We start from the raw sequence: 21,574 nt of genomic DNA on the forward strand, positions 1-21,574 counted from the left end.
TTCCCTAAAAAGTTAGGTTCTGTACTCTCTTGTAACCTTATCAACACCGTCAATTTTCTTAATAGCATTGATCATTTTTTTCAAAATGGTATTGTTTTGAACAATAACGGCAATCTGTCCGTGAAAAATTCCGGCATCGGTACTCAAAGAAATACTTTGAATATTAACGCTCATATTATTCGAAATTACACGGGTTAATTGATTCGTAAGTCCTAAAACATCCATTCCGGTAATATTGATAATCGCTTTAAATTCTTCTTGCGATGAGTCGATCCATTTGGCGCTCATGATACGGTAGGCATAATTAGACTGCATTCCAATAGCGTTTGGACAATCTTTTTTGTGCACTTTAATGCCTTCGTTTATGGTTACGAAACCAAAAACATCATCGCCCGGAATTGGATTACAGCATTGTGAAAGTTTATAATCTAATTTATCATGTTCTGTTCCAAAAACCAGCATGTCGTAATTACTGCTGATAACTGGTCTGTGGATATCCTCGGCAGCAGTTGTATCTTTATTTCTTTTAATTTTATTTTTAAAGAAATTGATAAACGTATTGCTTTTTTGGGCGGCGTAATCTTTTAACTGCTGATTTTCGATCGCACCAATTCCAACACGGTAAAATAAATCTAAACTGGTTTTTAATTTAAAAAAGTTAACTAATTCGTTTGTTACTTGTTCGTTAAGTGTAATTTTTAAATGTTTAAGTTTTCTGGTAAGCAGTTCTTTTCCTTCTTCACCAATTTTTTTGGTGTTCTCGTTAAGAACGTTTTTAATTTTATTTTTGGCTCGTGAAGTTGTTACATATTCCAGCCAGTTAACGGTTGGTTTTTGGTTGGCCGATGTTATAACTTCCACCTGATCACCGCTTTTTAATTCGTGATTTAAAGGAACAAGGCGGCCGTTTACACGAGTTCCTCTTGTTTTTATTCCAATTTCAGAGTGTATGCTGAAGGCGAAATCAAGAGAAGTCGCACCTTTTGGCAGCGATTTTATTTCCCCTTTTGGAGTAAAGATGAAGATTTCTTTTGAATATAAATTCATTTTAAAATCCTCAACAAAATCTACCGCATTGGTTTCTGGATTCTCTAATGCTTCACGAAGTAAATTCAGCCAGACATCTAAGCCGCTTTCTTCTGTTGCGCCATTTTTGTATTTGTAATGCGCTGCATATCCTTTTTCGGCAATTTCATCCATACGCTCGCTTCGAACCTGAACTTCAACCCAACGGCCTTTTGGTCCCATAACGGTTATGTGAAGTGCTTCATATCCAGTCGATTTTGGAGATGAAATCCAGTCACGCAAACGACTTGGGCTGGGTCTGTAATGATCTGTTACGATCGAATAGATTTTCCAGGCAATGAATTTTTCATCGTGCGGATCTGATTTATAAACAATTCGAAGTGCAAATTTGTCGTATACTTCGTCAAAACTTACATTTTGCGCACGCATTTTACGTCGAATCGAATAAATAGATTTCGGACGGCCTTTTATGATATAATCGATATTTTCGACATCTAAAGATTTCTTTAAAACATCCGAAATATCTTTGATGTAAGCATCCTGTTCTTCTTTCGTTTCTCTGATTTTGCTTACAATATCATTGTATACGGCTGGTTCTGTATATTTCAATCCCAAATCTTCTAATTTGGTTTTGATGTTATAAAGTCCTAAACGATGGGCGAGAGGAGCATAAATATAAAGCGTTTCAGATGCGATTTTGGTTTGTTTGTATTCCGCCATCGAATCCATGGTCTGCATATTATGAAGACGATCGGCCAGTTTTATCAAAATTACGCGTACATCATCGTTCAGAGTCAGAATCATTTTCCTGAAATTCTCCGCCTGCATGGATGCATTTAAGTCTTTTTGAACTAACGAAATCTTAGTTAAACCTTCGACCAATTGAGCCACTTTCGGGTTAAATAAGCGCTCAATATCTTCCACCGTCATGGGTGTATCTTCGACAACATCGTGTAATAAAGCCGCGGCAATAGAGGTCGCGCCCAGACCAATTTCTGAGGCAACAATTTTCGCAACTGCAATAGGATGAAAGATATACGCTTCGCCAGATTTACGTCTTTGCTCTTTGTGAGCATCAACGGCAACGTCAAAAGCTTTCCGAATTAATTTTTTGTCAGTAGGGGTTAAAGTCTGGTAACTAATTCGAAGTAATTCCTTGTATTCCTGCGCAATCGCTTTGTTTTCTTTTTCAATATCTATTTCTATCATAACGGCATAGTTCAAGTACTAAAAATAAGAATAAGTTCGAACATACGCAAGGGAATGGATTGTTGATTTTAGAGTTTAGATTTTAGATTTTTTGAGGTGTGATTTTAGAATTTTTGTTATTGAAAAGGACTTCGACTTCGCTCAGTCTGACAATTGAAAAAGAGACTTAAAATTAAATTCCAATTTTAAAAATTCCAAATTCCAAAAAAAAGAGCAGAGCGATTTTTTAAACAATTAACAATTAACAATTAACAATTAACAATTAACAATTAACAATTAACAATTAACAATTAATCTAAAATCCTCTTTGTCTTTTGGCTTCAAAAATTAAAATTGCAGCGGCAACCGAAACATTCATGCTGTCGATTTCTCCCTGCATTGGTATAATGATATTTTGAGTTGCGGCGTCACGCCATTTCTGCGTTAAGCCGGTAGCTTCTGTACCCACAACCAAAGCAGTTGGAGTCGTGAAATTTTGGGTATGATAAGAAGTTGAATTTTGTAAAGTTGCCGAATAAAAGCTGATCTTTTTTTCTTTTAAAAAAGCAATAATTTCTTCGGTTGTTCCGGTAGCAATTTGGTTGGTAAACAAGCAGCCAACGCTGGAACGCACAATATTTGGATTGTATAAATCGCTTTTTGGGTCTGCGATTAAAACAGCATCTAAGTTTGCAGCATCTGCTGTACGTAAAACAGCGCCGACATTTCCTGGTTTTTCCAGAGATTCGGCTACTAAAATTAATGGATTATCGGATAATTTTAAATCAGATAATTTTAAAGATTTGGTTTTGGCTACAGCCAAAATACCTTCGGTAGTATCGCGGTAAGCCAGTTTTTGATAAACTTCTTTATTGATTTCGATTAGTTGCACTGGTTGAGCAACCAATTTATTAATTTGATTTTCAGTAACTAATTCAGGTAAAAATAGAATCGTTTCAATTTCGTAACCGCCCTTTATCGCTAATGAAATTTCACGCTGTCCTTCAATCAAAAATGTTCCGGTCTGCTTTCTGGCTTTTGCTTTTTCCTGTAATAAAGCAAGCGATTTTATAAACGGATTTTGTACCGAAGTGATTTGTTTCATTTTTTTTAAGGCTCAAAGTTGCAAAGGCCCAAAGGTACAGAGTTTTTTTCTTCCTGCAAGGTTTTTAAAACCTTGTAGGTTTAGAGATGAAGTGTTTTCTGCCACGAATTACACGAATTTACACGAATTATAATTGAGGGTAACCCAAATAAATTTGTGTAAATTCGTGTAATTCGCGGCGAAAAAAAAACTAAAATTATTTTTCGAAAACTTCTTTAACCTCGCTGTCTACAGGATGATCTGTTGTGAAATTATAGCCCATGATTTTTGCAATGGTTTGAGCAAATTGTTTTTGGTAGACTTGAGAATCGGTTTTGATTTCGCCTTTTGGCGCAATTTCCGGCCCCATTGCGGCAAACCAAATTTGAGATGCACCCGCAATATCAGCTCCGTGGTCTGTCCATTGCGATTTTATTTTGTCGCCGCGTCCGTGATCAACGGTAATAAGTAAAGTGGTTTTGTTTTTATACTGAGGATCGTTTTGTACAAAATTCCAGATTTCTCCAATCCATTTATCTACCTGATTGGCAACGTCTAAATAAGATCTGTAATGACCATGATGCGCCCATTCGTCGGTTTCGCCGTAAGCGATGTATAATACTTTTGGTTTCTTGGTTTTAAGTTCATCCATTGCCTGATAATGCGTAAAAACATCCAGACATTCATCTTCATGAAATGGCTTATACGAGTTATTTCGCATTTCGTTTAGCAGTTTTTGAGTTGCATTTGGTTTATTACCGCCCACATTATCAAAAGCAGAAATTACAGGAAACCCGCTTCTTTCTTCATTTAATATTCGGTCAAAAGCGTCCCATGCGCCAAAAGCGGCAACTTTACCTTTTAGTTTGGACTGTTTATTCAAAAATTCTAAAACATTTACATTTGGATTCGCTTTGTAACCGTTAGAGTTTACTTTAACATCAACGTTTCCAGTCATGATTTCGCTGTAGCCGGGATAGCTAAACCAATACGGATTTGCCACATCAACTTTGTTTCCAAGATCACGATTACCGTAAATTTGTCCTTTTGATACAATTTCCGACCAAAAGAAAGGCATGATTTTTTGGCGTGAAGCTGCAAAATCTGAAGCCGAATATTTTTTATAGATATAAGTACTGTCTCCCTGATTGAATTTTTTATCATTAGCAATCGCCGGATCTAATCCTTTAAAAACTTCCTGCCATCTAAAACCGTCAGTAGTTATAATGATAATGTTTTCTGTTTTTTGTGCAGAAGATAAAAAGCTTGTTAAGATGAATAGAATTAAAATTGATTTTTTCATATTTTTTGATTTACGAAGATTCATGGAAACAAAGGTTCAAAGATTTTTAATCATTCTTAAATTTAAGCTATGAACTTGATGTCTTAATAATACTCATTTTACATTTTCACAACATACATTTCACATCTTTACAAAATCCCTCTCGACTTAATTTCTAAATATTTATTAATTGCGTCTAAAGTTAGATTTTCAGGCTGTGTTAAAACCGAGTGTATTCCGTATTTCTTTAGTTCATTAGCGATAAGTCGTTTTTCGAACATGAATTTTTCAGCAATTACTTTATCATAAACTTCCTGAATGGTATCGGTTTTTGTATTGATGATGTCGTTTAATTCTGTATTCTGAAAAAAGACGACAACCAATAAATGGTTTTTTGCAATTCCTTTTAAATAAGGAAGCTGCCGATTTAAACCGTCCATGGTTTCAAAATTGGTATACAGAATAATTAAACTTCTTTGATTGATGTTTTTCTTAATATCAACATACAAACGGCTGTAATCGCTTTCAAAAAAATCAGTTCTAATGTTGTATAAAGTCTCCAGGATTTTTTGCATCTGTGAGCCTCTTCTTTCAGCAAAAACTCGGTTTTCTACTTTTTTAGAGAAAGAGAAAAGACCGGCTTTGTCTTGTTTTTTTAGAATCACATTTGATAAAACCAAAGTCGAATTTATCGCATAATCTAATAAGCTTAAACCGTCAAAAGGCATTTGCATAACACGTCCTTTATCAATCGCCATATAAACCGACTGTGATTTTTCGTCCTGAAACTGATTGACCATCAGGGCATTTTTCTTTGCAGTAGCTTTCCAGTTTAAAGTTCGAAGATCGTCGCCCTGAACATATTCTTTAATTTGCTCGAATTCCATGGTATGTCCAATTCGGCGGATTTTCTTGATTCCGTATTGAAATAAATTATTCGAAAATGCCAGTAAATCGTATTTTCTTAACTGAATATACGACGGATAGGTAGGCACCATTTGATCTTTTGCAAAAGAAAATCTTCTCGAAATCAATCGTAAAGGCGAAGAAACGTAAATATTTAAATAACCAAAATGATATTCGCCGCGTTGTGTTGGACGAAGATCATAACCAAATTCTCCTTGATCTGATGCTTTTATGGTTTTTACCATTTTAAAGTTCCGAATTTGAAACTGAAACGGAATTTCATCAATAATCTTGACTAAAATAGGAAAGGTATAATGATTTTTAATTTGAATGCTTATTGGGTTTAAATCTCCATTTGAAAGCTTTTCGGGTGCGATTCTTTCGCCTTCAATTCCTGTTTTTGTTAAGTACAAAATCAGAATATCAAGCGCGAGAAAAGTAATTAAAATCAAAAACACAAACCAAACCGCATTGTATAAATTCGGAAATATAAAAGCACAGACAAATAATACTATAATGCCTAAAAGCACATAGAAGAAGAAATTATTCAGGTATAAAGATTTTATAAATTTCAAGTTTCTTAGTTTTTATATTTTGCTAATATATTTTAGTGAACTCATCAAAATTAAAGCCTTGCAGATAAGAAATTTTCCAAACGCCATTTTCTTTTACTGCTTCAGCTTTATATTTAAAATCGCCCTTCCATGACCAAGTCCAGTAAAAAGAAGCCTTATTGTTTTCTATTTTGACATTGTTTATAGCCATTGTTTTCCAATACGCATCCGGATAATCCTGACAGTTGCACCACGCATTAGAATCGCCGCCAAATGGAGGCATATCTCCAACAAGCCATTCTATCTTTTTACTTTTAAGGTTGGCATCAAGTTTTAGTGCAATTTTATTGTAATTGTCTAAAAATTGCTGCGAGAAGAAATTCGTTTTTTTAAGTTCTTCTAATCTTTTCTTATGCGTATTTAGGTTTAAGCCAACATATTTATCTCCTTTTTTATTTTCAACAGGATCAAAATCCTGGTTTGAATTTTTAGTTTCTACCCATTCATAGGTTTTACGAAGTAAACTTTCAAGCTGTTGTTTGTCAGTTGCGAAATAAAATGTTTTCTTTTCGTTTTCTAAAGCAGGTTTATCTGATGGTTTAAAGCTGACCGCCAGAATCCAAAGTGAGAATACGAAAAATAGTTTATTGTAATTCAATGTTTTTATTGTTTAAAGGTTTTCCAGTCTCAGTTTTCAGTTTTCAGTCGCAGTTTCCAGTCTCAGTTTTCAGTTTTTAGTGTTCAGTCTAACTGTAAACTGCGACTGAATACTGTGACTGAATACTGAGGCTGAATACTGTAAACTAAAAACTAAAAACTAAAAACTGAACACTTATCTAGGTATCTCAACCGTTTCGATGATTTGTTTAATAATTTCTGAGCTCGAAATCCCTTCCATTTCGCGTTCCGGTACTACGATAACACGGTGTTGTAAAACCGGAATTGCCGCTTCTTTAATATCTTCAGGAGTTACGAAATCGCGTCCGTGAATGGCGGCGAAACCTTTAGAAGCATTTAAAATCGCGATCGAAGCACGAGGCGAAGCTCCTAAATATAAAAAGGCATTTTCGCGTGTGTTTACTACTATTCGGGCAATATATTCTAATAAGTTTTGCTCGACTCTAATCTGCTTGATTAATCCTTGATATTGATTTATTTCAGCGGCTGAAAGAATCGTTTTTATGGCTTCTAATTTGCCATGATCCTGCAGCAAATGTTCTCTTTGTATAATCTGGATTTCTTCGTTTAATTTTGGATAATCGATCGTAATTTTAAACAAGAAACGGTCTAATTGTGCCTCAGGTAAACGATACGTTCCTTCCTGTTCAATTGGGTTTTGTGTTGCAATAACCAAAAACGGAGCTTCTAATTGATAAGCTGAACCGTCAATAGTAATCTGGCGTTCTTCCATAACTTCAAAAAGAGCGGCCTGGGTTTTTGCCGGAGCACGGTTGATCTCATCAATTAAAATTAAATTAGAAAAGATTGGTCCTTTTTTGAACTCAAATTCTGAATTTTTTAAGTTGAAAATAGACGTTCCTAAAATATCCGAAGGCATTAAATCCGGCGTAAACTGAATTCGGCTAAAGCCAACATTTAACGTTTTGGCAAGCAGTTTTGCCGTAATCGTTTTTGCCACACCAGGAACACCTTCTAACAAAACATGCCCGTTTGATAAAATCGCCACCAAAAGCTGATCGACCATTTTATGCTGCCCAACAATTACGGTTTCTAATTCTTTTTTAATCGCATTAACGTGATCTAAAAGCGGCGCTAAGTTTATTCGGGTTTCAAAATTCACATTTTCATTTGTGATTTCTGCTTCTGGGGTATTAATATCGTCCATGATCTATATTTTTTCTTTGAATGGGTTATCTTTTACTGCTTTTTTTAATTTTTAGCAGGTGCTATTTAGTGTATTATTTTTTCGATGGCATTATTAATTCGGATTAAATCTTCCTCAATACTGGCATGGTAACTATTTCGGTGTTCGTTGATTAAAAATACAAGTTCCTGAATATCTTTTTCGTCTTTTCCGGTTTTATGCTGCAATTTTTTTACAAAATCATCATCTAACTTTGTGGTATCAATTAAATATTCTGTTCGTATTTTTTCTAAGAAATAAATGATTTTTTTATCAATTATATTTTTATGATCGCCTTCCTGATAATAGAGGTTTCCAATTGTTTTGGTAAAATCTATGGTCGAATTAGACAATGGTTGTAAAATAGGCACAACGCGTTGTTTTCTTTTGGCATTGAATATCATAAAAATCAACATTCCGATTAAGAATAAATACCAGGCCCATTTTAAAGCCGGCTGGCTGAAAATATAGCGAAGCGGAGATCCGGAAATATTTTCGTCATGCTGCATTTTTGTGTACCAAAAAATATCTCCTTTCGGGATGTATGATAATACATTTTCGGCATATTGGTAACGGTCTTTTTTAAGCAGATTGTAATTTGTAAAAGCTACAGGATGCATGTGCAGAAAGAAGTATCCATTTTTATAAGGCACTTTTATAAAATTGATGTTTTTCTTTATTTTAGGATTTCCCTGATAACCCAAAACGGTTGTGTTTAAGGTGTCTATTTTAGAAAAATAATCGGCAATATCGCTTGTAGATTTGTATACTTTTGGACTTACTTTTTTATTGGCCAGCCAAACCGAAGCATTTTTGGTTTGCAATAAATTCGAAGTATATTCAAATTTTAAACTGTCTAATAAAGGTTTTGGGAAATTTGCCATGCTTAAAAAAGCATTATTTCCGTGTGATACAAAATACATCAGTTCTTTTATCGATTGATCGTCGATGTTATTTTGCTGCGAAATATTAACAAATGTTCCTTTTATTTTATAGGTTTCAACCAAAGTATCGTCATCATACTTGGAATCTAAAAATTCATACGGCGTTACAGCAGCAATTCTTTGGATTTTTTGTTTCTTTAAAATACCGTCAATTTCTTTGTCAAAAACATATAACCCAAAAGGGATTTTGTCGTTGACAGAATAGGTTGGCCGCCAGTCAATTGGTTTTTGCTGGTTATAATCTCCAATTAAAATTAAGATTAGAATAAAAACCAGTACAGCTATGTATATTTTAATACTTTTACTCATTAGCTAAAGGTTTTTAAAGCATTCTTAAATCGTTTTTCGGCTTTATTGAAAGTGGTATCGTCAATTTCAAATTCGCCATACCAAATATAATTGTACAGATAAGACAAATAGGTAAACTCTTCTTTATGTTTTGGGTTTTGAATCTCGTACAGATAATCTGAATTTGTTTTTTCGATATCCCATTCAATATAATGATGCTGTGCCATTGTTTTTAAAAGCCATAAATAATAGTATCGAATGGCAGTACGTTTTTCACCAGATTCAAGACTTTCCTTAATTAGTTTTTCAAAATCTAAAAGGTGAATATTTTTTTCAAGGTCTGAATAATAAACGGTTCTCTTATTGGCGTTTTTTCCAAAAATCCATTGGCCTTCTTTATTAATTATCGCTTTTACAATTAAATAAATAACAATAACAATTACGATCACAGCAACGATACGCAATAGTATAGCAACAAAATTTAAAGAAGTCTGCGGGTCGCTGAAAGAAAATAGTTTTCTAAAAATACCCGCCAGCCAATCTTTAAAACGATCCCAAAGATTTTTTTCGGGAGCTTTGTGTTCGTATACGAAATCGTCATCAGTATATTTCTTTTGATAGTCTTTGGAAAACGTTTTGGGGTCAACCGATTCTGAATCTATCTGAATGTCTTTTTCGGTGTATTTTACTGAACTAATTTTTGGAGGTTCTTCCGTCAGTAAAGAATCCTGCGCATTCGAAATGCCGCAGAAGAAAAGAAAATATAAAATAAAGAAAATTCTATTCATTACTGGTTTTATTAATTCGATTTGGCTGATAGGTTTTGCATTTTCTTGTGAACAATGAACGGATAAACTAAGTAATAAAATGAAATTATTCCAAGAGTTACTAATATAATAAAACTGCTTAGCCAATTTGGCATATCAATCGAATATCGGGTAATAAAACCTTCTAGAAATCCGGCACCAATTGTAAAAGGGAAAGTACTTAAAAATATTTTAAAGCTGTTTTTAAAGCCCATTTTAAAAGAGTTCATTCTCGAAAAAGTTTTAGGAAACAGGATAGAAGCACCTAAAATAAATCCTGCAGCCGACTCAATTACAATGGCGAAAATTTCCATAGAACCGTGAATCCAGATCCCGCGGACACTTTTCCAGAATACATTCTGCTCGTAAAAAAAGTATTGAAACGACCCCAGCATTAAAGAGTTTTGAAGGAAAATATAAAACGTGCCAATGCCGCCAAAAATACCGTATAAGTAACATCTTGCCCCCACGAAAAGATTGTTCATGGTAATACCTATAAAACTTCCCCAGTTTGAACCGGATCCGTAAACGGCCATTGGATTTCCTTTTTTGATGTTTTCTAAAGTCATGTTGACGTAATCATCGCCCAATATTAAACGAACAAAGTTTTGATCGTAACGAGCCGAAACTACCCCCATGGCAACTGTGGCAAAAAACAGGACAAAAGCATACAGTAAATATCTTTTGTAATCGTAAAGCAGCAGCGGTACTTCGGTCTTGAAAAATTCAACAAATCTGTTTTTTTCCGTGCGTTTGGTTTTATAAATTTTTTGGTAAATCTGCGATGCAAGATGATTTAAATAAATAACAGTCTTACTCTTAGGATAATAAGTCTGCGCATACGATAAGTCATTCATTAATTGAATGTACAAATTAGCTAATTCGTCAGGATTTTTCTTAGCTTTACCAAAAATAGCTAGCTCAAATTCCAGCCATTTTTCTTTATTTTGTTTTATAAATGCAACTTCTCTCATTGAGGGCTAAAATATAAAATATGTCAGAATTATCTATTAATACAACACAAAATGTCAAAATAAATTTTATAGCCGCCACAGTAGGCGAGCGTATAGGAGCTTATTTTATAGATTTGGGTATTAAACTTTCTTATATACTTGTTGTTTCTCTAATTGTTTTTTACTGGCTTAATCTTGGGCAGGTACTAGACGGCCTGGATCCGTGGTCCAGAGGCGCGATATTTATCATACTTTATTTTCCGCTTATTATTTACTCCATAACCTTAGAAAGCATTTTTGAAGGGCAGTCTATTGGTAAAAAACTTGTGAAGATAAAAGTCGTAAAAATAGATGGATATCAGGCAGGTTTTGGCGATTATTTAATGCGATGGTTTTTTAGAATAATTGACTTTACTGCATTTTATGGTCTTGTTGCTGTAATAGCCATTGTTTCTAGTAAAAAAGGACAGCGTTTGGGCGACATGGTCGCGGGTACAGCCGTTATTACACTCAAAAATAAAATTAATATAAGCCATACTATTTTGGAAGAAATAGGAGAGGCGTATGTACCAACTTATCCTTTGGTTATCAAATTATCTGATAATGATATGCGAATTATTAAAGAAACATATCATAAAGCGGTGGCCAAAAACGATCACGAAATCATTTATAAATTGGTTGCCAAAATCGAAAGCGTAACCGGAATTAAAAACCAATCCGGAAATAATGCTGATTTTATCAGGGTAGTTTTAAAAGATTACAATTTTTACACCCAGCACATGTAATTTTTACCAAAGTTAAAATGCTGTATTTGTTTTTCTTAACCTAATTATCATTTAATTTTTATAATTTTAACATACTTGTTTAAAAAAGAAGTTCTGTAAACTAATTATTAAGGAAACTAAATTGTAAAATCATGATAATTAAAAAAATAACTGCCGTATTAATACTGTTTCTGGTTTCTGCTTTTACTTTTGCCCAAAGCGGAAAAAAGCTGGATAAAATTATCAAAAGAGATTATCAGATTATAGAAGGTACAATTTCTAAAATATCGGATAAAACCGTAGAATATTCTCTGCCGGGCGAAACTTTAGTAATTTCTTTGGATGTTTCGCAGATTGCCAAAATTGATTTTGCCAGCGGACGCTCGCAGACTTTTGATGTAAGTCAGGGAAGTAGTTCTTCCTCTTCGGGTTCTTCGCCGATAGAAGCAGTGGAAATTAAACAAAATACCATAGCGGTACTTCCAGTTCCGTATTTAAATTCAGATACTCAGGAAAGCTCAGAAGATATGGCAAAATTTGCGCAGAATGATCTTTACAATAAACTGCTGGACAAATCTTCTAATATTTTTCCGTTAACGGTTCAGGATTTAAGAACCACAAACAGCCTGCTTCATAAAGCTGGAATTGATTATAAAAATATCGACGAAACGCCAATTTCAGATCTGGAAAAAATTCTGGGAGTCGATAATATTGTGGCAGCGAAGGTTTCATATACTATGAATTCAGGCACAACTTCGACTACTTACGACAGCGGCAATGCAAAAGTCAGCGACAATAATAAGAAAATAAAAACCAATGATGTGTCGACTACTACAGCCAATACGCAGGTTTATTATTACTACACCGTTTATTTTGATATGTATAAAAACACCTCAAAAATATATTCGCAGACCCGCAAACCGTTTCTGGCCGTAAAAGACAGCTGGATCGATTCGATTTCCTATCTATTAAAAAGAAGTCCTATTTACGTTAAAAGATAATAAATTAATTGAAGTAGAAATAGTACTAAAAAAACAGGAGAAATACTAAAAATCTCTGCACCTTTGCATCTTTGTAACTTAAGAAAAAATGTTTCATTTATTAGATATTATTGGCACAATGGCGTTTGCAATGTCCGGCGCTTTAACAGCAATGCATAAAAAATTAGATCCGTTTGGGGTTTTTATTATTGCCTTTGTTACAGCCGTTGGAGGCGGAACACTTCGTGATGTTTTAATTGGCAGAACACCCGTAGGATGGATGATGAACCTGCAATATGTTTACGTCATTATTTTAGGTTTTTTTCTGGCTATTATATTCAGAAAAAAGTTTGATAAACTGCGAACTTCGCTGTTTTTGTTTGATACAATTGGTTTAGGTGTTTTTACGCTGATAGGTCTCGAAAGAGGAATTTTAACCGGTCTTCATCCTGTAATTTGTGTCGCATTAGGAACCATGACAGCTTGTTTTGGAGGTGTAATCCGTGATATTTTATGTACAGAGATTCCAACTATTTTTAGAAGAGAAATCTACGCAACCATTTGCATTTTTGGAGGCATCGTATTTTTTGGACTTAAAAAATTAAATTTAGAAGATGATGTGCTGTATCTTGTAACCTCTGTTGTAATCATTTCAGTGCGTTTATTGGCCGTAAAATTCAAATGGTATCTTCCGGCTTTTGAGCATAAATAAGATTTTAAAAAGAAATATTAGCCACAGATTAAACAGATTTAAAGGATTTTTTTTGGCTAAAGAATAAGAAAAAATCATTGTATTCATAAAAATCTGTGGCAGAAAAATGAAAAACCTTACCGTAAAGAAATACGATCAAAACGATTACAAGATTTGGAATGACTTTGTGAGTCAGGCCAAAAATGCTACGTTTTTATTCCACCGTGATTTTATGGAATACCACCAGGATCGTTTTCAGGATTTTTCACTTTTAATTTTTGAAGAAGAAAAACTAAAAGCCATTCTTCCGGCTAATAAAAACGGCAATGCTGTTTATTCGCATCAGGGACTTACGTATGGCGGATTGGTTTTTTTAAGAAAACTGAATGGAGAAAAAGCCGAACTCATTCTGGACTCAGTCTTGGGGTTTTTTAAAGAAAATGATATTGAGACTTTTTATTACAAACCAATTCCCAACTTTTATTTTCCCGACGGAAATCAGGAAATTGACTTTTTTTTATTGAAAAGAGGCGCCGTTATAGAACGAAAAGAAATGAATTTGGCTGTAAATCTAAATCTGCCTTTAAAAATTTCAAAAAGCAAACTGAAACATTTTAGAAGAATTGAAAATCTGGATTTAGATATTATAGAAGAAGATACTTTTGAGCCGTTTTGGACCGAGGTTTTAGAACCAAGATTAACCGAAAAATTCAATGCAAAACCCGTTCACTCAAAAGAAGAAATGGCACTTTTAAAAAGTAAATTTCCGCAGCACATCAAACAATATTCGGTTTATCAAAATGACAAAATTATTGCAGGAATAACCCTTTTTGAAACCAAAAATGTTGTAAAATCGCAATACGGAGCTACGACTAAAAACGGAGAAGAAGTAAGAGCACTTGATTTTTTATTCATTAATTTGATTCATAAATACAAACGCAAAGCCAAGCATTTTTTTGATATGGGAATTGTAAATGAAGATAATGAATTGGGTTATCATCCCGGACTTTTAAAACAAAAAGAAGAATTGGGCTGTACCGTTTACAATCAGGATTTTTATAAATTAAATATAAAATGATACCATTTCTGGATCTTAAAAAAATGAACGAACCGTATGAAACTGCTTTTCAGGAAAAACTGAAAACTGTTTTAGACAATGGCTGGTATATTTTAGGAAAGGAATTAGAAACATTTGAAAAGGCTTTCGCCGAATATTGCCAAACCCAATACTGCATAGGAGTAGGAAATGGTTTCGATGCTTTGGTTTTAATTTTTAAAGGTTATATCGAACTCGGAAAACTCAATAAAGGAGACGAAGTTATAGTACCGGCAAACACTTATATCGCTAGTATTCTGGCAATTCTCCAAGCCGATTTAATTCCGGTTTTGGTTGAACCAAAATTAGAAACCTACAACATAAATCCTAATTTGATTCGGGAGAAAATAACATCAAAAACAAAAGCGATTCTAGCCGTTCACTTATACGGACAATCCGCAGAAATGGACAAAATAAATGAAATTGCGCAAGAACATAATTTTATTGTTGTAGAAGATTGTGCGCAATCGCATGGAATTAAAAAATCTCAAAATTTAAATTCCAAATTCCAAACTGGCGAAAATCTAAAATCTAAAATCTACAATCTAAAATCATCATCTGCATTTAGTTTTTACCCTGGAAAGAACTTGGGATGTCTTGGTGATGGCGGTGCTATTACTACAAACGATTCTGAATTAGCAAAAGTGTTTTTTTCGCTTCGCAATTATGGTTCTGAAAAGAAATATTATAACGATTATATCGGTGTAAATTCTAGACTAGACGAATTACAGGCTGGATTTTTGAATCTGAAACTACCAAACTTAGATGCCGATAATGATAAACGCAGAGCAATTGCAAAACGATATTTAAATGAAATAAAAAACGATAAAATTGAATTGCCATTTTGGGATTTATCCAATAATCATGTTTTTCATTTGTTTGTTATCCGAACAGAAAACAGAGCAGAATTACAAGAATATTTAACCCAGAATAATATCCAAACCGTTATTCATTATCCAGTACCACCACATAAGCAGAAAGCTTTTTCGGATTGGAATACTTTATCTTTTCCCATAACAGAGAAAATCCATAATGAGGTTTTAAGTCTGCCAATGAGTCCGGTTTTAACGGATTCTGAAGTTGATTTTATTGTTGCCGTTTTAAATACATATTAGTTTGAGGGCAGTAAAAAAAATAGTCAATTCTACTTTGTTTAAGATCACTTCGTTAAACAGTTTTAGCGTAGGACTTAAAATAGGGATTGGATTAATAACTTCAAAAATACTGGCCATTTTTGTGGGACCCAGCGGAATGGCTTTGGTGGGTAATCTTCGTAATTTCTTGACTTCTTTAGAAAGTATTTCAATATTGGGTTTTCAGAACGGAATAGTAAAATATATTGCCGAAAATCAAAAGAATGAAGAAGAATTAAAAAAAATAATCGCAACAGTTTTTATTAGTTTAATCTGCGTTGCCCTTATTTTAAGCGGTGTTTTATATTTTTTTGCTTCCTTTTGGGACGATAAAATTTTAGAACACAATACAGATAATACTTTAGTATTTAGAGTTCTGGCACTCGCTTTACCGTGGTATACCGTTTCTGTTTTTCTGCTTTCTGTTTTAAATGGTTTAAGTAAATTCACCAAAGTAATTTGGGTAAACATTACAGGAAACTTAATTGGTTTGCTGGTTTCTCTGATCATGATATTAAAATTCCAGACTTTAGGCGCCTTATTGGCCATTGTAATAACGCCTTCGCTCTTGTTTTTTGTCACTTTTTATTTTGTACAGAAAGAGATTCAATTTCTAAAAATTATTCGCCTGCAATTATATGATTTTACCATTATAAAAAACTTACTGCCTTATTCCTTAATGGCTTTGGTATCCTCTGTTTTAGGCCCAATAGTTTTATTAGCCGTTCGAAATAATCTTATTGAAAAGTTAGGATTAGATCAAGCCGGTTTTTGGGAAACCATGACTAGGATCTCGTCTTATTATTTACTTTTTGTAAGCACAATTCTAACCGTTTACTTTTTGCCCAAACTTTCAAAAGCTCAGGATAATGACCAAACAAAATCTATTTTTTGGCAGTTTTATAAAACAATTTTACCCGTTTTCTGCCTTGGCTTACTTGTAATTTATTTTAGCCGCTATTTCATAATTCAATTATTGTTTACCAAAGAATTTTTACCCGTGGCATCGCTTTTTTTCTGGCAGTTAATTGGTGATGTTTTTAAAGTAGCTGCATTAATTTTGGGTTATCAGTTTTTTGCCAAAAAACTAACCAAAGCTTTCATTATTTCAGAATTGTTTTCTCTTGGAACTTTGTATTTTTTGAGTCTGCTTTTTGTGAATTATTATGGAATAGAAGGAATGGTTATGGCTCAGGCTTTAGACAACTTTCTTTATTTTGTGGTGTTAGCGGTTTATTTTAGAAAAAGCTTAATTTAAATAAAACCATATTTCGATCATTTGTACTATTTTTATTGAAGTTATATTTGCTCAGGATGAAATTAAAACGCCTTCAATTCTATTTTTATAAATGCTAAATATTAAATTTTTGAATCCATTTTTCACGAAAGAAATTAGAGTTTTAATTTGCGCCGGATTCCTTTTTCGTGCTTTATTATCCATTTTATATTTTCACGTAACGCTGTTTCCTGATTCGGAAGGATATTTATTTTTAGCTGAAAAAATCTTAAGTTTTGATCTTAATTTTTATAACGGAGAAAGAACTCCGGGATATCCGTTGTTTATTGCTTTAGCATTAGGTTCTACAATCTTGACCGTTGTGTATCAGGTTGTTTTAGGGATTTTCACTTCTGTTTATTGGTATAAAACCATTTTAAAACTAAATTTCGATTCAAAAACAGCATTATACATTACGCTTTTTTTACAAAGCTTTCTCCAGATTCATTTTTACGAAAGAATAATATTGGTAGAATCTGTAACTCTCTTTTTTGTTTCGGTATTATTTTACTATTTAGCTGCTGATTATTTAGAAAATAAAAATTTTAAAAGAGACTTTATCGTCGCATTAGTTCTTGGTATACTTGTTTTGATTAAACCATTTTATGCCTTTATTCCATTTGTTATTTATGGCTTTAGTGTAGCGAAGAATTTTAAAATTTCAAAAATTATAAATTCTAAACTCATTATTCTGTTATTCCCTTTGATCTCTTATTTTGGATGGTCTTATGTCAATAAAATAAATACCGGATATTTTGTTTCGACCACATTTTTTGGACTTAATTTATCGCAAAACTGTGTTTATTTTGCCGAAAAAACAACACCGGAATACCAATGGATTGGATCTGTTTACGCCAAACACCGAGATAAATTAATAGCTGAAAATAACCAATTAGAACCACATCTTCAAACCGATATTGCGATGACGATTTGGGATGCTCAAACTGAATTACTGCCCAAAACAGCCGGAAATTTTGCTTTACTTTCGGCAGAACTTGGCGGTTATGCTAAAGCGACGATAAAAAAGAATCCGCTGGAATATGTAAAACAAGTTGTTTTTAGATCCTGGTTTGATTTCTGGAAACCAAAAATATATTGGGATTATAACAGTTTTTCACTGCCTTTTGTAAATAAAATATTTTTAGGAATCTGGTATTTGCAGACGCTTTTAATTTGGATTTTTAAAGTCTTTTTTGTGCTTTTAATTCCGTATCATTTTGGTTTGTTTTTAAAGAATCGCAGCATTACAAAAGAACTTCTTTTTACGACAATTATTTTTCTAACCTCTGTGCTGCAGGCATTAGTTACGTATGGAGGCAATGCTAGATTCAGCTTTCCTTTTGAATATATTATGATGTTGGTTGTTATTTTATTCGTCAGGGAAAATATTTTGAATAAGAGAAAAAAACTTGAAGTTTAGTTTATTTCAAATTCCAGGCATTAAGGTATTTTTGCGCAATTTTGATATAATCGTGTTCTTGCTCTATAAAAGCTCTGGCACGTTTTCCTATTGCCGTAATTTCATCCGGATTTTCAATTAAAAAAGACAATTCGTTTACTAGATAACCAACATCAGGAATTGCATTTATACAAACTCTTTCAGTTAAATTGTAATGTGCTGTAAATTCATTTTCTGCTCCGGTAAAAACCACTTTTCCTTTTGCCATTGCTTCCAAGGCATTATAACCCTGATCGTAGCCGTAAACCTGATCCAGTAAAATATGAGACTGATTATATAAAGCGATATATTCGTTATACGGCACATCTTCAACCTTTATAATGTCGACTTTAGAACCATATTTTTTTTGAATTATCGAAACAGCATCTTCAAAAAATACTGTTCCTTTTTTAATGGCGCTGCTGTTATTTTTACCCAGAAAAACGATTACTTTCTCAGAAACAGTTATAGGTTCAAAAGCAATTTTATCTGTGTTTACAGGGTTTGGAATTAATGTTTTTTCGGGTAATGCAATTTTATAATCCAAATCAGAAACCATTATTTTGGAAACTTTTTTACTGACAAAATCATATAAATCACGATAATTTTTACGCGTATATTTTAATGAAAAACGATAGTTGGGTGCTAATTTTTTGTTTTGTAAAAGAGGTGTCAAAATCGAATACTTTACTTCATCTTTCAATAAAAAATCGATAACCGGAGTATCTTCACCGCAAACCAAAAGAAAGCTTTTTTTGTTTTGATTGAAAAGCTTTTTCAAAAGGTATTTTGAAAAAAACGGATACGTTTCAATCGCATTCGAGTTGATTAATTGTACAACATCGTAGTTTTTTAATTTTGGAAGAAAGAACCAAAACAGAATTCCTTTTTCGGCCAATTGTAAATCAGTCTTAAAAATTCGGAAGAAAACTTTATTACAAAAAACTAAAAATTTATTGTCCAGAAAATACTTTGGGTGAATAGAATAATCAACAGGAAATTTTTTAAAATTATCGCCCGTTGCAATAATCGAAACTTCGTGTTGTAAGGCTTCTAATCCTTCTTTTAAAGAATTATGTAATCGGCTGTATTCTCCTACCAAGAGTATTCTCATTTCTGCGGGAAATATTTATATTTACGTAAATATATATGAAAATGTTAAATGTTTTTTCTGAAAATGATTTTGAAATTCTAATTGCGACCAAAGATAGGTCCAATTTAGATTTTTTACAGCCCATGTTTCCGTTTGAACATTTTTCAACTTTCAATTTATTGATTGTAAATCAAACCGAGAATACTTTTTTAGAATCTGATTTTGATTCGGTTAGGGTTTTAAATGTGAATGAAAAAGGCTTGTCGAAAAGCAGAAATAAAGCGATTCAGAGCGCATCAAAAAACATTTGCCTTTTTACTGATGATGATGTCGTTTTTACAGAAAATTTAAAAACGAAGATTCTTTCTGCTTTCGAAAAAGATTCGAAAGCAAGCATTATTACCTTTAATCATGTCAGAATTGGAGATACCGAACCTCAAAAAAAGGCAATTAAAACTTTTATTCACGACCAAAAAAGCATCTGGAATGTAAGTTCGATCGAAATTGCTTTTAAATTAAACGACATAAAAGAAAACAATATTTCTTTTGATGAAAACTTCGGGCTTGGTTCTTTTTTCGAAACCGCCGAAGAGTTTTTGTTTTTAAAATCGGCTTTAAGCCAAAATTTAAAAGTTAGTTTTAATCCTGAAATTATCGTTTCACACCCGCAATTTTCATCAGGAAAAGATGAAGGTTCAGATTCTATAATTTACGCCAGATCGGCTTTATTTTATAAGCTGTACCACAATTTTGCTTATGTTTGGCTTATCAAATATGTCTTTTTCTTAATTCGAAGAAAAAGCATTAAAATCTCGGAAATACCTAAAAAAATTAAAGCAGGAATAAACGGAATTTCAAAATTTAAAGAAGTAACCAAAAGCAAATTATGACCACAAATGCCGATATTCAATTAATTGAAATTCCAAAAATTCAAGACCGACGAGGGAATCTCGCTGTTATTGAAAAAGATACGATTCCGTTTGTTTCAAAAAGAGTGTATTATTTGTTTGATGTTCCAAGCGGAAGCAAACGCGGCGGACATGCTCATAAAGAACAGCACGAGCTTTTAATTGCTTTAAGCGGGAGTTTTGATGTTGTTTTAAAAGATGGTAAAACAATAAAAACAGAAACGCTGAACAAGCCCAATATTGGTTTACTGATTGTAAACGGAATTTGGAGAGAATTAAAGAATTTTTCATCGGGAGCCGTATGTTTGGTTTTGGCTTCAGACGAATTTGACGAAAACGATTATATCCGGGAATACAAAGATTTTAAGCTATTTAAAAACAGATGAACCCAATCCGAGTTCGGCCAGTTTAAGTTTTAAACCAATTAAAATCTGCAATAAACTTGAGGGAAGAGTCAGCAATATTCTTTTTTTAAGGCTTAGATTTTTTAAATTAATTCCGTGGTAATAATAGTTGAACTGCGTTTTATTATGGATAAGTTTACTCTTTACAGCCAGCGAAAACCGGTTTAAATCCAAAAAATATTTAAGGTCAGGATTGGATTTTTCAAGTTCCAGAAACTTAGAAAAATCCATTTTAGAATTCATTAAAGAGGAGTTTTTAGAAAGGCTGTTTTCATCATGAATGTAGCGCACCAATATTTTCCAGATAAATAAAACAGGATAAACAATCCCAATTCTAATCCATAAATCCGTGTCTTGTCCGCTTTTTATGTTAGGATCAAAAACGCCTGTTTTTTTAAAAATACTTTTATTAAAAACAGTTCCCGAAGTTAGGATTACAGATTCTTTTGTACTTGCTCTAAAATAATTTACAAATTCAAAATCTCCTGTTTTGCGTATTGAATATGCAGCAGGAAATGTTTTTTTGGATGTTTCGATTTCTATAGCTGCAGCAAATACTTTTTGTTCTGGAAAAATTACAGCATAATGATGCATTGTTTCTAAAAAATCAGGATACCAATAATCATCGGCATCCAGAAAGGTTACGAAATCAGCATTTGCCTCGGCTAAACCAAAATTTCGGGTTTGAGAAACACCTTCATTTTTTTTGCTGAAATATCGAATTCGATCGTCTTTAAAGTGTAAAACCTTTTCTTCACTTTTATCTGTAGATCCGTCATTTACTATAATAATTTCGAAATCCTGAAAAGTCTGTTTCAATACACTTTGTATCGTATTCTCGATAAATTTTTCTTTGTTGTACAACGGAATTATGATAGAAAAAAAAGCCATTTTAG

General features: G+C 33.1%; 20 protein-coding genes. 9 read left to right on the plus strand and 11 right to left on the minus strand.

Going from position 1 to position 21,574, the window contains the following annotated elements; genetic code table 11:
* Positions 1-12: 12 nt before the first annotated feature.
* The 9 genes from AC1RRQ_RS01505 to AC1RRQ_RS01545 all read right to left on the minus strand — a co-directional run bounded on the left by AC1RRQ_RS01505 (position 13) and on the right by AC1RRQ_RS01545 (position 10,916).
* A complete protein-coding gene (locus tag AC1RRQ_RS01505) occupies positions 13-2,235 on the minus strand; it encodes a RelA/SpoT family protein (protein WP_493020730.1) in 2,223 nt (740 codons plus the stop codon).
* 295 nt (positions 2,236-2,530) lie between these two features.
* Positions 2,531-3,319 (minus strand): TrmH family RNA methyltransferase, encoded by a 789-nt coding sequence (locus AC1RRQ_RS01510; protein WP_493020732.1) that lies wholly within the window; start codon positions 3,317-3,319, stop codon positions 2,531-2,533.
* Positions 3,320-3,515: 196 nt separating this feature from the next.
* Positions 3,516-4,601, minus strand: coding sequence for a phosphoglyceromutase (locus AC1RRQ_RS01515; protein ID WP_493020734.1), 1,086 nt, complete (start codon positions 4,599-4,601; stop codon positions 3,516-3,518).
* A 128-nt stretch (positions 4,602-4,729) separates the two neighbouring features.
* Positions 4,730-6,061, minus strand: coding sequence for a DUF58 domain-containing protein (locus tag AC1RRQ_RS01520; protein WP_493020736.1), 1,332 nt, complete (start codon positions 6,059-6,061; stop codon positions 4,730-4,732).
* A gap of 22 nt (positions 6,062-6,083) precedes the next feature.
* Positions 6,084-6,698: a hypothetical protein gene (locus AC1RRQ_RS01525; RefSeq protein WP_493020738.1), complete on the minus strand. Its 615-nt coding sequence runs from the start codon at positions 6,696-6,698 to the stop codon at positions 6,084-6,086.
* A 174-nt stretch (positions 6,699-6,872) separates the two neighbouring features.
* Positions 6,873-7,886: an AAA family ATPase gene (locus AC1RRQ_RS01530; protein WP_493020740.1), complete on the minus strand. Its 1,014-nt coding sequence runs from the start codon at positions 7,884-7,886 to the stop codon at positions 6,873-6,875.
* Between the two features lie 65 nt (positions 7,887-7,951).
* Complete coding sequence (locus AC1RRQ_RS01535) at positions 7,952-9,157, minus strand: DUF4350 domain-containing protein (protein ID WP_493020742.1); 1,206 nt, start codon at positions 9,155-9,157, stop codon at positions 7,952-7,954.
* The gene (locus tag AC1RRQ_RS01540; protein WP_493020744.1) at positions 9,157-9,924 is read right to left on the minus strand and encodes a DUF4129 domain-containing protein; all 768 of its coding nucleotides are present in this window, start codon (positions 9,922-9,924) and stop codon (positions 9,157-9,159) included. The genes AC1RRQ_RS01535 and AC1RRQ_RS01540 overlap by 1 nt, the downstream gene beginning before the upstream one ends.
* Positions 9,925-9,935: 11 nt before the next feature.
* A complete protein-coding gene (locus tag AC1RRQ_RS01545; protein ID WP_493020746.1) occupies positions 9,936-10,916 on the minus strand; it encodes a stage II sporulation protein M in 981 nt (326 codons plus the stop codon).
* A 20-nt stretch (positions 10,917-10,936) separates the two neighbouring features.
* On the opposite strand from AC1RRQ_RS01545, the gene AC1RRQ_RS01550 reads away from it, so the two are divergent.
* The 7 genes from AC1RRQ_RS01550 to AC1RRQ_RS01580 all read left to right on the plus strand — a co-directional run bounded on the left by AC1RRQ_RS01550 (position 10,937) and on the right by AC1RRQ_RS01580 (position 18,255).
* The gene (locus AC1RRQ_RS01550; protein ID WP_493020748.1) at positions 10,937-11,680 is read left to right on the plus strand and encodes an RDD family protein; all 744 of its coding nucleotides are present in this window, start codon (positions 10,937-10,939) and stop codon (positions 11,678-11,680) included.
* Positions 11,681-11,811: 131 nt separating this feature from the next.
* The gene (locus tag AC1RRQ_RS01555) at positions 11,812-12,660 is read left to right on the plus strand and encodes a hypothetical protein (RefSeq protein WP_493020750.1); all 849 of its coding nucleotides are present in this window, start codon (positions 11,812-11,814) and stop codon (positions 12,658-12,660) included.
* An 88-nt stretch (positions 12,661-12,748) separates the two neighbouring features.
* On the plus strand, positions 12,749-13,351 hold the full coding sequence (locus AC1RRQ_RS01560; protein WP_493020752.1) for a trimeric intracellular cation channel family protein: 603 nt from the start codon (positions 12,749-12,751) through the stop codon (positions 13,349-13,351).
* A 106-nt stretch (positions 13,352-13,457) separates the two neighbouring features.
* Positions 13,458-14,408, plus strand: coding sequence for a FemAB family protein (locus AC1RRQ_RS01565; RefSeq protein WP_493020754.1), 951 nt, complete (start codon positions 13,458-13,460; stop codon positions 14,406-14,408).
* Positions 14,405-15,541 carry a DegT/DnrJ/EryC1/StrS family aminotransferase gene (locus AC1RRQ_RS01570; RefSeq protein ID WP_493020756.1) on the plus strand — a complete coding sequence of 379 codons (1,137 nt, stop codon included), beginning with the start codon at positions 14,405-14,407 and terminating at the stop codon, positions 15,539-15,541. The genes AC1RRQ_RS01565 and AC1RRQ_RS01570 overlap by 4 nt, the downstream gene beginning before the upstream one ends.
* Position 15,542: 1 nt before the next feature.
* Positions 15,543-16,817 carry an O-antigen translocase gene (locus AC1RRQ_RS01575; protein WP_493020758.1) on the plus strand — a complete coding sequence of 425 codons (1,275 nt, stop codon included), beginning with the start codon at positions 15,543-15,545 and terminating at the stop codon, positions 16,815-16,817.
* Between the two features lie 109 nt (positions 16,818-16,926).
* On the plus strand, positions 16,927-18,255 hold the full coding sequence (locus AC1RRQ_RS01580; protein WP_493020760.1) for a hypothetical protein: 1,329 nt from the start codon (positions 16,927-16,929) through the stop codon (positions 18,253-18,255).
* A gap of 1 nt (position 18,256) precedes the next feature.
* Here AC1RRQ_RS01580 and AC1RRQ_RS01585 read toward each other — a convergent pair whose 3' ends face one another.
* Positions 18,257-19,387 carry a glycosyltransferase gene (locus AC1RRQ_RS01585; RefSeq protein ID WP_493020762.1) on the minus strand — a complete coding sequence of 377 codons (1,131 nt, stop codon included), beginning with the start codon at positions 19,385-19,387 and terminating at the stop codon, positions 18,257-18,259.
* Between the two features lie 35 nt (positions 19,388-19,422).
* Between AC1RRQ_RS01585 and AC1RRQ_RS01590 the strand changes: the two genes are divergently transcribed.
* Together AC1RRQ_RS01590 and AC1RRQ_RS01595 are read left to right on the plus strand one after the other, a co-directional pair.
* Positions 19,423-20,256 carry a glycosyltransferase family 2 protein gene (locus AC1RRQ_RS01590; RefSeq protein WP_493020764.1) on the plus strand — a complete coding sequence of 278 codons (834 nt, stop codon included), beginning with the start codon at positions 19,423-19,425 and terminating at the stop codon, positions 20,254-20,256.
* Entirely contained in the window at positions 20,253-20,660 is a 408-nt protein-coding gene (locus tag AC1RRQ_RS01595) for a sugar 3,4-ketoisomerase (protein ID WP_493020766.1), read from the plus strand. Before AC1RRQ_RS01590 ends, AC1RRQ_RS01595 begins: the two co-directional genes overlap by 4 nt.
* On the opposite strand, the gene AC1RRQ_RS01600 is transcribed toward AC1RRQ_RS01595, so the two are convergent.
* Positions 20,643-21,569, minus strand: a complete 927-nt coding sequence (locus tag AC1RRQ_RS01600) for a glycosyltransferase family 2 protein (RefSeq protein WP_493020768.1) — start codon at positions 21,567-21,569, stop codon at positions 20,643-20,645. The genes AC1RRQ_RS01595 and AC1RRQ_RS01600 overlap by 18 nt on opposite strands.
* Positions 21,570-21,574: the final 5 nt, after the last annotated feature.

This window comes from Flavobacterium sp. GW821-FHT12A05 (assembly GCF_058807735.1).